General features: G+C 74.0%; 11 protein-coding genes. 5 read left to right on the top strand and 6 right to left on the bottom strand.

Annotated elements, in window-relative coordinates:
- Nucleotides 1-5 precede the first annotated feature (5 nt).
- The 5 genes from ACSNOC_RS05300 to ACSNOC_RS05280 all read right to left on the bottom strand — a co-directional run bounded on the left by ACSNOC_RS05300 (nt 6) and on the right by ACSNOC_RS05280 (nt 5,566).
- On the bottom strand, nt 6-1,697 hold the full coding sequence (locus ACSNOC_RS05300; protein WP_436746055.1) for a nitrite/sulfite reductase: 1,692 nt from the start codon (nt 1,695-1,697) through the stop codon (nt 6-8).
- 331 nt (nt 1,698-2,028) lie between these two features.
- Nucleotides 2,029-2,649, bottom strand: coding sequence for a GNAT family N-acetyltransferase (locus ACSNOC_RS05295; protein WP_436746054.1), 621 nt, complete (start codon nt 2,647-2,649; stop codon nt 2,029-2,031).
- 94 nt (nt 2,650-2,743) lie between these two features.
- Complete coding sequence (locus ACSNOC_RS05290) at nt 2,744-3,139, bottom strand: hypothetical protein (protein ID WP_436746053.1); 396 nt, start codon at nt 3,137-3,139, stop codon at nt 2,744-2,746.
- On the bottom strand, nt 3,139-3,813 hold the full coding sequence (locus tag ACSNOC_RS05285) for a hypothetical protein (RefSeq protein ID WP_436746052.1): 675 nt from the start codon (nt 3,811-3,813) through the stop codon (nt 3,139-3,141). Before ACSNOC_RS05285 ends, ACSNOC_RS05290 begins: the two co-directional genes overlap by 1 nt.
- 100 nt (nt 3,814-3,913) lie before the next feature.
- Nucleotides 3,914-5,566: an acyl-CoA dehydrogenase family protein gene (locus ACSNOC_RS05280; RefSeq protein ID WP_436746051.1), complete on the bottom strand. Its 1,653-nt coding sequence runs from the start codon at nt 5,564-5,566 to the stop codon at nt 3,914-3,916.
- A 125-nt stretch (nt 5,567-5,691) separates the two neighbouring features.
- On the opposite strand from ACSNOC_RS05280, the gene ACSNOC_RS05275 reads away from it, so the two are divergent.
- The 5 genes from ACSNOC_RS05275 (at nt 5,692) to ACSNOC_RS05255 (ending at nt 12,248) form a co-directional block, all read left to right on the top strand.
- Nucleotides 5,692-6,609: a helix-turn-helix domain-containing protein gene (locus tag ACSNOC_RS05275; RefSeq protein WP_436746050.1), complete on the top strand. Its 918-nt coding sequence runs from the start codon at nt 5,692-5,694 to the stop codon at nt 6,607-6,609.
- A 589-nt stretch (nt 6,610-7,198) separates the two neighbouring features.
- Nucleotides 7,199-9,598: an endopeptidase La gene (lon, locus tag ACSNOC_RS05270; RefSeq protein ID WP_436746049.1), complete on the top strand. Its 2,400-nt coding sequence runs from the start codon at nt 7,199-7,201 to the stop codon at nt 9,596-9,598.
- Between the two features lie 67 nt (nt 9,599-9,665).
- Complete coding sequence (locus ACSNOC_RS05265) at nt 9,666-10,133, top strand: PPOX class F420-dependent oxidoreductase (protein ID WP_436746048.1); 468 nt, start codon at nt 9,666-9,668, stop codon at nt 10,131-10,133.
- A gap of 97 nt (nt 10,134-10,230) precedes the next feature.
- Nucleotides 10,231-11,760 (top strand): AlkA N-terminal domain-containing protein, encoded by a 1,530-nt coding sequence (locus tag ACSNOC_RS05260; protein WP_436746076.1) that lies wholly within the window; start codon nt 10,231-10,233, stop codon nt 11,758-11,760.
- The gene (locus ACSNOC_RS05255; protein WP_436746047.1) at nt 11,760-12,248 is read left to right on the top strand and encodes a methylated-DNA--[protein]-cysteine S-methyltransferase; all 489 of its coding nucleotides are present in this window, start codon (nt 11,760-11,762) and stop codon (nt 12,246-12,248) included. Before ACSNOC_RS05260 ends, ACSNOC_RS05255 begins: the two co-directional genes overlap by 1 nt.
- A 90-nt stretch (nt 12,249-12,338) precedes the next feature.
- On the opposite strand, the gene ACSNOC_RS05250 is transcribed toward ACSNOC_RS05255, so the two are convergent.
- Nucleotides 12,339-13,340, bottom strand: a complete 1,002-nt coding sequence (locus tag ACSNOC_RS05250; RefSeq protein WP_436746046.1) for a DUF2637 domain-containing protein — start codon at nt 13,338-13,340, stop codon at nt 12,339-12,341.
- Nucleotides 13,341-13,510: the final 170 nt, after the last annotated feature.

The following is a 13,510-nucleotide window of genomic DNA, read 5'->3' as shown; positions in this document are numbered from 1 at the left end:
CTCACTCATGACAGAGACCCTTCGTCGGCACGCGCGGCCCACTGAGCGAAGCGCTCGCCGTCCGCTCGTTGTTCCTGGAAGGCGCGGAGCACTCGTTCGACGTAGTCGGCCAGGCCCGCCGCGGTGACCTTCAGGCCGCGGACCTTGCGGCCGAAGCCGGGCTCCAGGCCGAGGGAGCCGCCGAGGTGGACCTGGAAGCCCTCCACCTGCTCGCCGTTGTCGTCGGTGACGAGCTGGCCCTTGAGACCGATGTCCGCGATCTGGATACGGGCGCAGGAGTTGGGACAGCCGTTGATGTTGATGGTGATCGGCTCGTCGAAGTCCGGCAGGCGGCGCTCCATCTCCTCGATGAGCCAGGAACCCCGGCCCTTCGTCTCGACGATGGCGAGCTTGCAGAACTCGATGCCCGTGCAGGCCATGGTGCCGCGCCGGAACGCCGAGGGCGTCACCATGAGGTCCAGCGCCTCCAGGCCCTCGGTGAGGCGGGCGACCTGGTCCTCGGGCACGTCCAGGATGAGCATCTTCTGCTGGACCGTCGTGCGCACCCGCCCCGAGCCGTGCGCCTCGGCCAGGTCCGCGATCTTGGTCAGGGTGGTGCCGTCCACGCGGCCGACGCGCGGGGCGAACCCGACGTAGAAACGGCCGTCCTTCTGCCGGTGCACGCCCACGTGGTCCCGCCAGTGGTGGACCGGCTGCTCGGGCGCGGGGCCGTCGATCATCTTCCGCAGCAGGTACTCGTCCTCCAGCACCTGGCGGAACTTCTCCGCGCCCCAGTCCGCGACCAGGAACTTGATCCTGGCCCGGGTCCGCAGCCGCCGGTACCCGTAGTCGCGGAAGAGGGAGACGATGCCCTCGTGGACGTCGGCCACCTCGTCCAGCGGCACCCAGGCGCCGAGCCGGACGCCGATCTTCGGGTTGGTGGACAGGCCGCCGCCGACCCAGACGTCGAAGCCGGGGCCGTGCTCGGGGTGGACGACGCCGACGAACGCGACATCGTTGATCTCGTGCGCCACGTCGAGCAGCGGCGAACCCGAGACGGCCGTCTTGAACTTGCGGGGCAGGTTCGAGTACGCCTTGTTCCCCACGACCCGGCGGTGGATCGCCTCGATGGCCGGGGTGCCGTCGATGATCTCGTCCTCGGCGATACCGGCGACCGGCGAGCCGACGATGACGCGCGGGGTGTCGCCGCACGCCTCGGTGGTGGACAGGCCCACGCCCTCCAGGCGCCGCCAGATCTCCGGCATGTCCTCGATGCGGATCCAGTGGTACTGGACGTTCTGCCGGTCGGTGATGTCGGCCGTGCCGCGCGCGAACTCCTGGGAGATCTCACCGACGACGCGCAACTGCGCGGTGGTGAGCTGCCCGCCGTCGATGCGGACCCGGAGCATGAAGAACTCGTCGTCCAGCTCCTCCGGCTCCAGCACCGCCGTCTTGCCGCCGTCGATGCCCGGGCGGCGCTGGGTGTAGAGGCCCCACCAGCGCATCCGGCCGCGCAGGTCGCCGCCGTCGATGGCGTCGAAGCCCCGGTGGGCGTAGATCGTCTCGATGCGGGTGCGGACGTTGAGACCGTCGTCGTCCTTCTTGACCTGCTCGTTGCCGTTGAGCGGCGTGAAGTGCCCGGCCGCCCACTGGCCTTCGCCGCGGTGGCGGCTTGCCTTGCGGCGGGTCGGGGCGGGCTTCTTCGCGGAGTCGGACATCGTCAGATCTTTCTGCGGGCAGCAGCAGGGGCGGCTCCGGCGGGACGGCCGCGGCGCTGCGGACGTCGGGGCGGAGTCATGCGAGGTCAGGTGCGGGGCGCGCGCCCGCGCACGAGGGGGAGGGGGGACAACGGGGCTCGGCGGTCCCGCGGCTCTCAGGACACCGGACAGATGGCGCTGGACATTCGACCGAAGTCGACATCGCGCCGACTCACCAGGGCAATTCCAGCTCGCTGCATGACGGCAGCGTGGCACGCGGTGACGCGCGAGTCCACCGTTGTCCACAATGTGGACGAAGCTGTCCCGTTATGTGAGATCTGTGAGATGTCCGTCACATGTGGTGTCCGGCCCCTGGCCATGGCCCGGGAGCGGCCCGTACCGGCTCGTCCTCGACGGTGGTGGCGAACACCCGGAAGCCGCGCCGCCGGTAGTTCTCCAGCGCGAACGGGCCGTCCTTGCTGCACGTGTGCACCCACACCCGCCGGGTCGGCTCCCGGCCGGGCCAGCGTTCCGCGAGGTCCCAGGCCCGCGCGGTGCCGAACGACAGCAGCGGGCCGCCGATGCCCCGGCCGCGGAACGCCGGGAGCAAACCGAAGTAACTGATCTCGACGGCGCCCTCGTCCTGCGGATCCAGCTCGACGTACCCGGCGGGCGTCCCCCGGTCGTACGCCACCCACGTCTCCACGCCCGGCCGTTCCAGGAAGGCGCGCCACTGTCCGTAGTCCCAGCCGAGCCGGTCCGTCCAGTGGATGTCTCCGCCGACCGCCGTATACAGGAAGCGGCTGAACTCCGGGCTCGGCACCTCGGCCCGGACCGTCCGCACCGTCCCCTCGGTGCCGGTGCCGGTGCCGGTGCCGGACGGGAGGTCGGCGGGCGAGGTCTGCTCCAGCGACCAGGTGGTCACGCTGACGGTGCCGGGGGCGGAATCGTTCACCCGGGCATTGTCGCCCATGCGCCGCGACCGGCCCCGGGCGCGTGGGCCCGGGGCCGGTGGGGGGATCGCGGGGCCGGAAGGGATCGGTGAGGATCGGTAAGAGGGGGTCGGGTCAGACGGCGAGGAGCCGCGACATCAGCTCCCGGTACTCCAGCAGCAGGGTCCGGCGCTCCTCGGTGCCGAGGGAGGCGTTGCCCTGCCAGTGCTCCCGCAGCCGCCCCCGGCTCTCGGCCAGCCGGTCCGCGAGGCAGGTCATCGCCTCGTCCAGCAGGGTGTCCGCCTGCGCGACGGCCCGGTCGGGGCTGTCCACGAAGCCGACGACCGCGCTCTGCAGCCCGGCCCGCAGCCGCTCGGCGTCCTCCGGCGGGAAGAGCGCGCCGTCGCGCACCTCCACGCCGACGCCCTCGTCCGCCGTCGGCCCGCCCGGCGGGACCGGCCCGAGCCCCGGCTCCGCCGGGTCCCCGGCCGCCCGCGGCACCGTCCCGTACTCCTCCGCCTGCTTCGCCATCACACACCGCCCTTCGTCGTGGCGTCCGAATGCCGCACGGTGCCCGGAAGGCGCAGGCGCACGGTCCGCCCGCCGGCGCCGTGCGACCGTGCCGTCCGCCGCCCGCCGTGCTGCTCCGGGCCGGAGGCCAGCAGTTCCCGGAACAGGTCGCGGGCGCGCAGCACGGCCTCGCGCAACTCCTCGGTGGTCGGCCCGCCGGTCCCGTCCGCGCGGACCGACTCGCCCGGCCGGGCCAGGGCGTGCACCCGCCGGTATCCGTCGACGAGGCGCGGGTGGTGCACCGACAGCGCGGCGACCTGGTCGTCGTACGAGTCGGACGGGAAGCCCCGGTCGTGGACGAGGCGGGTCAGCAGGTGGTCGGCCTCGATCACCGCCGCGCCGGGCGAGTCGACGAACCGTTCCTGCACCCGCGTCCACCTGATCTCGTACTGTTCGCGCTCGCCGGCCGCCAGCGGGCGCTCCCGCAGCCCGCCGTGCCGCCGCAGCCGCTCGGCGAGCTCCTTCTTCGCCGCCTTGGCGTCCCCGCCGTGGTGTGCCAGGGTCCGCTCGTACTCCGGCCCGAAACGGCGCTGGAGCCGCCCGTTGCCGACGCCCCCGCGCGGCAGGCCCACCAGGAGTCCGACGAGGACGACGGCGACGACCGTCACGGCCAGGATGATGATCGCTGTGGTCATGACTTCCCTTTCGCAGAGAACTCCTCGTACGGAGATCCGCTCGTGCGAGGTTTGTCACGACATCGCGTAACCCGATGAACGGGCGCCAAACCCGGCGCGGTTACGCGCCGTCAACGGGCCAGGCCCGCGCCACGATCGCCCGCAGGTCGGTGCCGTGCGGCAGGGTGCCGAACGCGCCGCCCCAGTCCCCGCCCAGCCGCGACGCGCAGAACGCGTCCGCCACCGCCGGTGGCGCGTACTGCACGAGCAGCGCGCCCTGGAGCACCAGCGCCAGCCGCTCCACCAGTCGGCGCGCCCTGGCCTCGATGCCCTCCAGGTCCGACAGCTCGCCCAGCAGCGCCTTGATGGCGCCGTCCAGCCGGTGGTCCCCGCCGGCCGCCTTCCCGACCTCCGCGAAGTACGCGTTCAGCGCGCCCGGCTCCCGCCGCAGCGCCCGCAGCACGTCCAGCGCCTGAACGTTGCCCGAGCCCTCCCAGATCGAGTTGACCGGGGCCTCGCGCAGCAGCCGGGGCATGCCCGACTCCTCCACATAGCCGTTGCCGCCCAGGCACTCCAGCGCCTCGGCCGCCAGCCAGGTGCAGCGCTTGGTCACCCAGTACTTCGCGGCGGGCAGCGCCAGCCGCAGCAACTGCCGCTCCGCCGCGCTGTTCCCGGCCGCCCCGTCGCACGCCGCCGCCAGCCGCATCGCCAGCACGGTCGCCGCCTCCGACTCCAGCGCCAGGTCCGCCAGCACGTTCCGCATCAGCGGCTTGTCGATGAGCGGCCCGCCGAACGCCTCCCGGTGCGCGGCGTGGTGCGTCGCCTGCGCCACCGCCTGCCGCATGATCGCCGCCGAGCCCGTCACGCAGTCCAGCCGGGTCGCGCCGACCATCTCCAGGATCGTCGGGATGCCGCGCCCCTCCTCGCCCACCCGCCAGGCCGTGGTGGTGCCGTCGAACTCGACCTCGGCCGACGCGTTCGACCGGTTCCCCAGCTTGTCCTTCAGCCGCTGGATACGGAACGCGTTGCGGGTGCCGTCCGGCAGCACGCGCGGCAGCAGGAAGCACGTCAGCCCGCCCGGCGCCTGGGCCAGCACCAGGAAGACGTCGGACATCGGCGCCGAGCAGAACCACTTGTGCCCGGTCAGCGCGTACGTGCCCGGCTCGGCCAGCGGCTGTGCGCGCGTGGTGTTGGTCCTGACGTCCGAGCCGCCCTGCTTCTCCGTCATCCCCATCCCGGCCAGCACACCCGCCTTGCCGAGCGGCGCCCGCAGCCCCGGCTCGTACGCCCGCGAGGTCAGCAGCGGCTCCCACTGCCGCGCCAGCTCCGGCTCGTGGCGCAGCGCGGGCACCGCCGCGTGCGTCATCGACACCGGGCAGCCGTGCCCGGCCTCGACCTGACTCCACACCAGGAACCCGGCCGCCCGCCGGAGCTGCCCGTCCGGCCGCGACCAGGCGTCCGTCAGCCCGGCCGCGACGGCCCGCTCCAGCAGCCGGTGCCAGGCCGGGTGGAAGTCGACCTCGTCGACGCGGTGCCCGTAGCGGTCGTGGGTCCGCAGCACCGGCGGGTGGGCGTTGGCCAGCGTGCCCCACTCCTGGGCCTCGGCCGACCCCGCGGCGCGGCCCAGCGCGCTCAGCTCCGCCGTCGCCTCCGCCGCGACGCCCGCCCCGACGTGCCGGGCGAAGGCCTCGGCGAGGGCGGCGTCCTGGCCGAAAACGTCGTAATCGACCAGGGGCGGAACCTGGTTGGTCACCGAGTGGGTGCTGGCGGTCATACCGCTACGGTAGGAGCGCGGGCGCCAGGTGACCAGCCCCGGCTCAACGGGTGTTGTCCGACCCGTTGCGGCGGGAAAGGGATCTAGTACAGTTGGGCGGTCTCAGTGGCGGCAGGGGAGCGTACATGGGCCTGAATCTGAGCGTGAACGATGCCGTCGGTTCCGGCTCCAGAACGACGCGCGACCTCGACCTCCAGCAGAGCGGGCCGACCGTCCCGCGCATGATCCTCGGCGCCCGGCTGCGCCGCCTGCGCGAGGCCCGCGGCATCACCGGCGCCGAGGCCGGGCACCGGATCCGTGCCTCGCACTCCAAGATCAGCCGCCTGGAGATGGGCAGGACCGGCTTCAAGACCCGGGACGTCGCCGACCTGCTGACGCTCTACGGCGTCACCGACGAGTCCGAACGCGCCACCCTCCTCGCCCTGGCCCGGCAGTCCAACACCCCCGGCTGGTGGCACGTCTACCACGACGTGGTGCCGAGCTGGCTCAACGTCTACCTCGGCCTGGAGCAGACCGCCGTCGTCATCCGGGGCTACGAGCTGCAGTTCGTCCCCGGGCTGCTGCAGACCGAGGAGTACGCCCGCGCCCTGCTGACGCTCGGCCCCGAGGACACCCGCGACCGGATCGAACGCCGCGTCGCGCTGCGGATGGCGCGCCAGCAGATCCTGCACCGGTCGCAGCCGCCGCACCTGTGGGTCGTGATCGACGAGGCGGCGCTGCGCCGCTCGATGGGTGACGCCGGGCTGATGCGGCGCCAGCTCGACCACCTGCTGAACGTGTCGGAGCTGCCCCACGTGACGATCCAGGTCGTCCCCTTCACGGTCGGCGGCCACGCGGCGATCTGCGGCCCGATCACGGTCCTGCGCCCGCCGGGCGGGGAGCTGCCGGACGTGGTGTACCTGGAACAGCTCACCGGCGGGGTGTACCCGGACAAGCCGTCCGAGATAGAGCAGTACCGCCACACGATGAACCGCCTGGTGGTCGAGGCAGAAGCCCCCGCGGCCACCCGCGACTTCCTGTACCGCCTCCGCCGCGACACGTAGCCCCGCTCTGCCCCGCCCCGCCCTGCTCGGGCGCGCTCGGCGGCGGCCTCGTGAGGGCGGTGCCGGTGCCGGTGGGCCATGCCGGTCACCGTGGGACGCGTTGGCACTCCGCCGGCTGCGGACACCTGCGGGGCGGTCGGTCGCCGCCGCCCGCGGCGGCGTGTCGTGGCGGCCTCCCGAAGCGATCCGGTGACGGCGCGGCGGCACGGGCCGGATGCCCGGTCAGCCCCCGGGCGGGGGTGTCCGCCCGTTGGTGGTCTGTCCGGGGCGGACTCCGGCGGTGGTTCGGCCGTCGTCGCGCATGGCGGTGTCGTGTCGTGGCGGGCTTTCCGGTGCCTCCTCGGGCGGGGTTGTCCGGTGTCCGCCCGGTGGCGGTCGGGCCCGAGGCCCGGTCAGCCCCGGTGGTACGGGGCCCCGCTTCTGTTCCGGTGCCGCCCGGCGGGACTAACCGATGGGGGGTTCGTGCTGTATCCGGTGGGCCCGGGCCGGCGGTGATCGCTCACAGCGAACAGCGCCGGGGGCCGGGAACAACCCTCTCCCTCCCAGCATTGAGTCGATGTAACTCAACATGCCTGCCTAGGGAGAGGTCATGACTTCATCGTTCGAGGTGCTCACCCTGCCGGTCCTGCCTCTCGACGGCGAGGTGGTGCTGCCGGGGATGGTGGTTCCGCTGGAGCTGTCCGACTCCGAGGTGCGGGCCGCCGTCGAGGCGGCGCAGGCTGCCGCGGCGCGGGGGGAGAAGCCCCGGGTGCTGCTCGTGCCGCGCGTGGACGGGACGTACGCCCGGTTCGGCGTGCTCGGCCGCGTCGAGCAGGTCGGGCGGCTGGCCGCCGGTGACCCGGGTGCCCTCGTCCGCGGTCTGCGGCGGGTCCGCATCGGCTCCGGGACCACCGGGCCGGGCGCCGCGCTGTGGGTGGAGGGGACGGTGGTGGAGGAGACCGTTCCCAGCCCCCTGCCCGGCGCGGTCGCCGAGCTGGTCAAGGAGTACAAGGCGCTCACCACGAGCTGGCTCCGCAAGCGCGGCGCCTGGCAGGTGGTGGACCGGGTGCAGCAGATCGAGGAAGTCGGCCTGCTGGCGGACAACGCCGGTTACCTCCCCTTCCTCACCGCCGAGCAGCGCCTGACGCTGCTGGAGACCACCGAGCCCGTCGAGCGGCTGCGGCTCGCCATCAAGCTCCTCAGCGACCACCTCGCCGAGGAGGACGTCGCCGAGACCATCGCCAAGGACGTCCAGGACGGAGTCGAGAAGCAGCAGCGCGAGTTCCTGCTCCGCCGCCAGCTCGACGCCGTGCGCAAGGAGCTGGCCGAGCTCAACGGCGACGCCGCCGACGAGGGCCAGGACTACCGCGCCCGCGTCGAGGCCGCCGACCTGCCGGAGAAGGTGCGCGAGGCGGCCCTGAAGGAGGTCGGCAAGCTGGAACGGGCCTCGGACAACAGCCCCGAGGGGAGCTGGATCCGCACCTGGCTCGACACCGTGCTCGAACTGCCGTGGAACACCCGCACCGAGGACTCCTACGACATCCCCGGCGCCAAGTCCGTGCTCGACGCCGACCACGCGGGCCTGGAGGACGTCAAGGCCCGCATCACCGAGTACCTCGCCGTCCGCAAGCGGCGCGGCGACCGCGGTCTCGGGGTCATCGGCGGCCGGCGCGGCGGCGCGGTGCTGGCCCTGGTCGGGCCGCCCGGCGTCGGGAAGACGAGCCTCGGGGAGAGTGTGGCGCGCGCCATGGGCCGGAAGTTCGTCCGCGTCGCCCTCGGCGGCGTCCGCGACGAGGCCGAGATCCGCGGCCACCGGCGCACGTACGTCGGCGCGCTGCCCGGCCGGGTCGTGCGGGCCATCAAGGAGGCCGGTTCGATGAACCCGGTCGTGCTGCTGGACGAGATCGACAAGGTCGGCAGCGACTACCGGGGCGACCCGGCCGCCGCCCTGCTCGAAGTCCTCGACCCGGCGCAGAACCACACTTTCCGCGACCACTACCTGGAGGTCGAACTCGACCTGTCCGACGTGGTGTTCCTGGCCACGGCGAACGTCCTGGAGGCCATCCCGCAGCCGCTGCTCGACCGCATGGAGCTGGTGCGCCTCGACGGCTACACCGAGGACGAGAAGGTCACCATCGCGCGCGGCCACCTCGTTCCCCGGCAGCTCGACCGCGCCGGGCTGACCGGCGAGGAGGTCGTCATCGAGGACGGCGTGCTGCGCAAGCTCGCCGGCGAGTACACCAGGGAGGCGGGCGTCCGCGGCCTGGAGCGCACCATCGCCCAGCTGCTGCGCAGGATCGCGGCCCGCGCCGAGCTGGCGGAGGTCACGCTGCCGTTCCGGGTCACCGAGGAGAAGCTGCGGGACCTGATCGGCCGCCCGCACCACACGCCCGAGGCGGCGCAGGAACCGGCCGCGCGGCGTACGGCGGTGCCGGGCGTGGCGACCGGTCTCGCGGTCACCGGCACCGGCGGCGACGTCCTCTACATCGAGGCGTCCCTGGCCGACCCGGAGACCGGCGGCGCGGGACTGACCCTGACCGGTCAGCTCGGTGACGTGATGAAGGAGTCCGGCCAGATCGCCCTGTCCTACCTGCGGTCGCGCGGCGCCGAGCTGGAGCTGCCGGTGGGCGACCTGAAGGAGCGCGGCGTGCACCTGCACGTCCCGGCGGGCGCCGTGCCCAAGGACGGGCCGAGCGCGGGCATCACCATGACGACCGCGCTGGCCTCGCTGCTCAGCGGCCGGCAGGTGCGGCCCGACGTGGCGATGACGGGTGAGGTCTCGCTGACCGGGCGGGTGCTGCCGATCGGCGGCGTGAAGCAGAAGCTGCTCGCCGCCCACCGGGCGGGGCTGACGACCGTGATCATCCCCCAGCGGAACGAGCCGGACCTGGACGACGTGCCCAAGGAGATCCTGGACACGCTGGACGTCCACCCGGTCACGGACGTCCGCCAGGTGCTGGAGCTGGCCCTGACCCCGGCCGGTACGGAGGCGGTCGTCGCGGCGGCCTGACCCCGCCCCGCGCCGGGGCTCGGGGCACCGCGCCGCGCGCCCGGCCGGGCGCGTAGTCTGCTGCGCCATGAGTCCTTCGATCGCGAAGACGACGAGCGTCGACAAGCCCCGGCTGCTCGACTTCGTCCGCGCGCGCCACCGCGCGATCCTGCTGACCCGGCGGGCGGACGGCTCCCCGCAGGGGTCCCCCGTGACCTGCGGCGTCGATGCCGAGGGGCGGCTGGTCGTCGCCACCTACCCCGAGCGCGCGAAGAGTCACAACGCCCGGCGGGACGCCGGGGTCAGCGTCATCGTCCTGTCCGACGACTGGGACGGCCCCTGGGTCCAGATCGACGGCACCGCCGAGGTGCTGGACGTGCCGGACGCGGTGGAGCCGCTGGTCGAGTACTACCGCACGATCGCGGGCGAGCACCCCGACTGGGGCGAGTACCGGGCGGCGATGCTGCGGCAGGGCAAGTCGCTGATCCGCGTCACCCCCCACCGCTGGGGCCCGATCGCCACCGGCGGCTTCCCCGCGCGGCTCGCCGGCACGTAGACCGCGGCGCGAAGCCTGGCCGTACGCCGCCCCGTAAACCGCCGCGTCCGATTTCCGCCAGTGCCCGGCCTCCCGGCCCGGCACACTGGACCGCGTGATGGACGATGACAGCAGGTACGAGGCGGTGCGCAGTCGCGACGAACGCTTCGACGGGGTGTTCTTCACGGCCGTGCTGACCACCGGCATCTACTGCCGGCCGAGCTGCCCGGCGACCACGCCGAAGCGGCGGAACGTCCGTTTCCTCCCCTCGGCCGCCGCCGCCCAGGCCGCGGGTTTCCGCGCCTGCCGACGCTGCCGCCCGGACGCGGTGCCCGGCTCGGCCGAGTGGAACGCGCGGGCCGACGCCGTGGGCCGGGCGATGCGGATGATCGCCGACGGCGTGGTGGACCGCGAGGGCGTCGCCGGGCTCGCCCGGCGGCTCGGGTACAGCGCCCGGCAGGTGCGGCGGCAGCTCACCGCCGAACTGGGCGCGGGCCCGGTCGCCCTGGCACGGGCGCAGCGCACGCACACCGCCCGCATCCTGCTCCAGACGACGGACCTGCCGATCACGGAGATCGCGTTCGCGTCGGGGTTCTCCAGCGTCCGGCAGTTCAACGACACCGTGCGGGCCGGTTACGACCTGACCCCGTCCGGGCTGCGCGCCGCCGCGCCGTCCCGCCGCCCGGCCGGCCCGGCCCGCCCGGCGGGGGTGCCGCTGCGGCTCGCCTACCGGGGACCGTACGCGGCGCGCGAGGTCTTCGACTTCCTCCAGCGCCGCGCGATCGCCGGGATCGAGGAGGTGCTGGGCGCGCCGGGCGCCAGGACGTACCGGCGCTCGCTCGCCCTGCCGCACGGCACGGGCGTGGCGGAGGTGACCGAGTCCGCGGGCGCGCCCGGCGCCCGGTGGCTGGACTGCCGGCTGCTGCTGGCCGACCCGCGCGACCTGACGACCGCCGTGCAGCGGACGCGGCGGCTGTTCGACCTCGACGCGGACCCCTACGCGGTGGCGGAACGGCTCGGCGGCGATCCGTTCCTCGGCCCGCTGGTCGCCGCCCGCCCCGGGCTGCGCTCCCCGGGCGCCGCCGACCCGGAGGAACTGGCGGTGCGCGCGGTCCTCGGCCAGCAGGTCACCGTGGCCGGGGCCCGCGCGCTCGCCGGGACGCTGGTGGCGGCGTACGGGAAGCCGCTGCCCGCGCCGGACGGGGGGCTCACCCACGTCTTTCCCGAGCCCGCCGCGCTGGCGGAGGCGCCGCTGACCGAACTCGGCATGCCGGAGAGCCGCCGCCGGACCCTCCGCACGGTGTGCGCCGCGCTCGCGGACGGCGCCGTGGCGCTCGGCCCGGGGGCGGACCGCGACGAGGCCGAACGCGGGCTGCTCGCGCTGCGCGGCATCGGCCCGTGGACGGCCGGCTACATCCGGATGCGGGCCCTGGGCGACCCGGACGTCTTCCTGACGGGCGACGCGGGCGTCCGTCAGGGCCTGCGGGTCACCGGCGCCCCCGCCCGCGCGGCGGAGGCGTGGCGCCCGTGGCGCTCCTACGCGCTGCACCACCTGTGGAACGCGACCAACGCGACCAACGCGACCAACGCGGCCAACGCGACGAACGCTGTGAACCCGACCCGTCCGACGACCCCGGAGAGGCCCTGATGCTGTACACCACCCACCCCAGCCCGCTCGGGGACCTGCTGATCGCCGGGCCCGAGCCGGGCACCCTCGCCTCGGTCACCGTCCCGGGCCAGAAGGGCGGCGCGACGATCGGCGCGGACTGGCGGCGCGACGACGCGGCGTTCACCGCGGCGACGCGCCAGCTCGACGCGTACTTCGCGGGCGAGCTGAAGGAGTTCGCCATCCCGCTGGCCCCGCGCGGCTCGGAGTTCCGGATCCGGATCTGGGCGGCGCTGGACCGCGTCGCCTACGGCTCGACCGTGACGTACGGCCAGCTCGCCGCGCTCGCCGGGCTCTCTCCCCGCGCGGTCCGCGCGGTGGGCGGCGCGGTCGGCGCCAACCCCCTGACGGTGATCCGCCCCTGCCACCGCGTCATCGGCGCCGACGGCTCCCTGACCGGCTACGCGGGCGGTCTGCCCCGCAAACGCCACCTGCTGACACTGGAGGGCGTCCTGCCCGCCGGGGGTTAGCCGGACCGGCCCGCCCGCGCGGCGCGCACGAATGCCCCGGCCGCCGGGGAGCCGGTGGCCGGGGCATCGGGGATGTGGTGGTCCGCCCGCTCAGCCGAAGGAGCGCTCGATCCGGGCCAGCTTCTCCTCCAGGGAGTCCAGCCTCGGCGCGGCCTGGGACATGGACGTCGGGTCCAGGGAGTCCTCACGTCCGCCGCGGGAGTCGTCCGGGGTGGCGTGCAGGGCGCGGCGTGGGTAGCCCGCTTCGAGGGCGGCGGGCTCGCTGGGCGCCGGGGCCTGGGCCGGTGTGCCCTGGCCCAGCATCCGGTGCTCGCGGCCCAGCGCCCGCATCCGGGCGCGCTCCAGCTTGCGCTGCTCGCGCCGCACGGTGCGCTGCTCGTCCTTCTTGCGGCGCTCGTCGCGGACCTCCTCGACGGCCTCGTCCAGCGTCCGCACGTTCTCCAGCAGCATCAGCGACCAGGCGCCGAACGTCTCGCGCGGCGCCCGCATCCAGCGGACGAAGCGGATCTGCGGCATCGGGCGCGGCACCAGGCCCTGTTCGCGCAGCGCGGTCCGGCGGGTCTGCTTCAGCGCGCGGTCGAAGAGGACGGCGGCCGACAGGGACATGCCCGCGAAGAAGTGCGGGGCGCCCGCGTGCCCGGCGCCGCGCGGCGCGTGCACCCAGTTGAACCAGGCCGCGGCACCGGCGAACAGCCACACCAGCATCCGCGAGCCCATCGAGGAGTCGCCGTGGCTGGCCTCGCGCACCGCGATCACCGCGCAGAACATCGCCGCGCCGTCGAGGCCGAACGGCACCAGGTACTCCCACCCGCCCGACAGGTCCAGGTTCTCCCGGCCGAAGCCGACCAGGCCCTGGAACGACAGCGCCGCGGCCACCCCGGCGCAGCAGAACAGCAGCGTGTAGGAGGCGGAGGCGTAGATGCGCTCCCGGCGCCGGCGTGACGCCTCAAGGCGCTCCCAGGAGTCCGACTCCGCGCCGGCGTGCTTGGGAGCCTTGCGGCCACGGGTCAACAGCGCGACGGCCGCCAGGAATCCGAGCAGCAGCACCGCTGCCGCGAGCACCCAGCTGAATTCTATGTCCGTCGATGTCATACGGGTATGCCCCTCGCCTGGGTGTGCCTTCGCGGTGCGATCGCGGTGCCTTGTGGTGATCCTGTGGTGGCTGTGCCTCTGCCGAGCATCGTGATGCTAACCGAGGTCCCGCCAGCATGATTTCGGGTGGAATCACGCCAACGGATGATATTCCGCGGAAAGTTGCGTCG

Source organism: Streptomyces sp. URMC 129, assembly GCF_051386415.1.
In the GTDB taxonomy this organism is placed as follows: Bacteria; Actinomycetota; Actinomycetes; order Streptomycetales; family Streptomycetaceae; genus Streptomyces.
The sequence above is the reverse complement of the archived record's forward strand: the minus strand, read 5'-3'. Positions and strand labels throughout refer to the sequence as shown.

Bases quoted from the DNA above. Each gene is read 5' to 3' on its own strand.
- ACSNOC_RS05260 (WP_436746076.1), top strand. From the start codon at position 10,231: ATGGACGATGACAGCAGGTACGAGGCGGTGCGCAGTCGCGACGAACGC.
- ACSNOC_RS05290 (WP_436746053.1), bottom strand. From the start codon at position 3,139: ATGGCGAAGCAGGCGGAGGAGTACGGGACGGTGCCGCGGGCGGCCGGG.
- ACSNOC_RS05275 (WP_436746050.1), top strand. From the start codon at position 5,692: ATGGGCCTGAATCTGAGCGTGAACGATGCCGTCGGTTCCGGCTCCAGA.
- ACSNOC_RS05250 (WP_436746046.1), bottom strand. From the start codon at position 13,340: ATGACATCGACGGACATAGAATTCAGCTGGGTGCTCGCGGCAGCGGTG.
- ACSNOC_RS05300 (WP_436746055.1), bottom strand. From the start codon at position 1,697: ATGTCCGACTCCGCGAAGAAGCCCGCCCCGACCCGCCGCAAGGCAAGC.
- ACSNOC_RS05285 (WP_436746052.1), bottom strand. From the start codon at position 3,813: ATGACCACAGCGATCATCATCCTGGCCGTGACGGTCGTCGCCGTCGTC.
- lon (WP_436746049.1), top strand. From the start codon at position 7,199: ATGACTTCATCGTTCGAGGTGCTCACCCTGCCGGTCCTGCCTCTCGAC.
- ACSNOC_RS05295 (WP_436746054.1), bottom strand. From the start codon at position 2,649: ATGGGCGACAATGCCCGGGTGAACGATTCCGCCCCCGGCACCGTCAGC.
- ACSNOC_RS05280 (WP_436746051.1), bottom strand. From the start codon at position 5,566: ATGACCGCCAGCACCCACTCGGTGACCAACCAGGTTCCGCCCCTGGTC.
- ACSNOC_RS05255 (WP_436746047.1), top strand. From the start codon at position 11,760: ATGCTGTACACCACCCACCCCAGCCCGCTCGGGGACCTGCTGATCGCC.
- ACSNOC_RS05265 (WP_436746048.1), top strand. From the start codon at position 9,666: ATGAGTCCTTCGATCGCGAAGACGACGAGCGTCGACAAGCCCCGGCTG.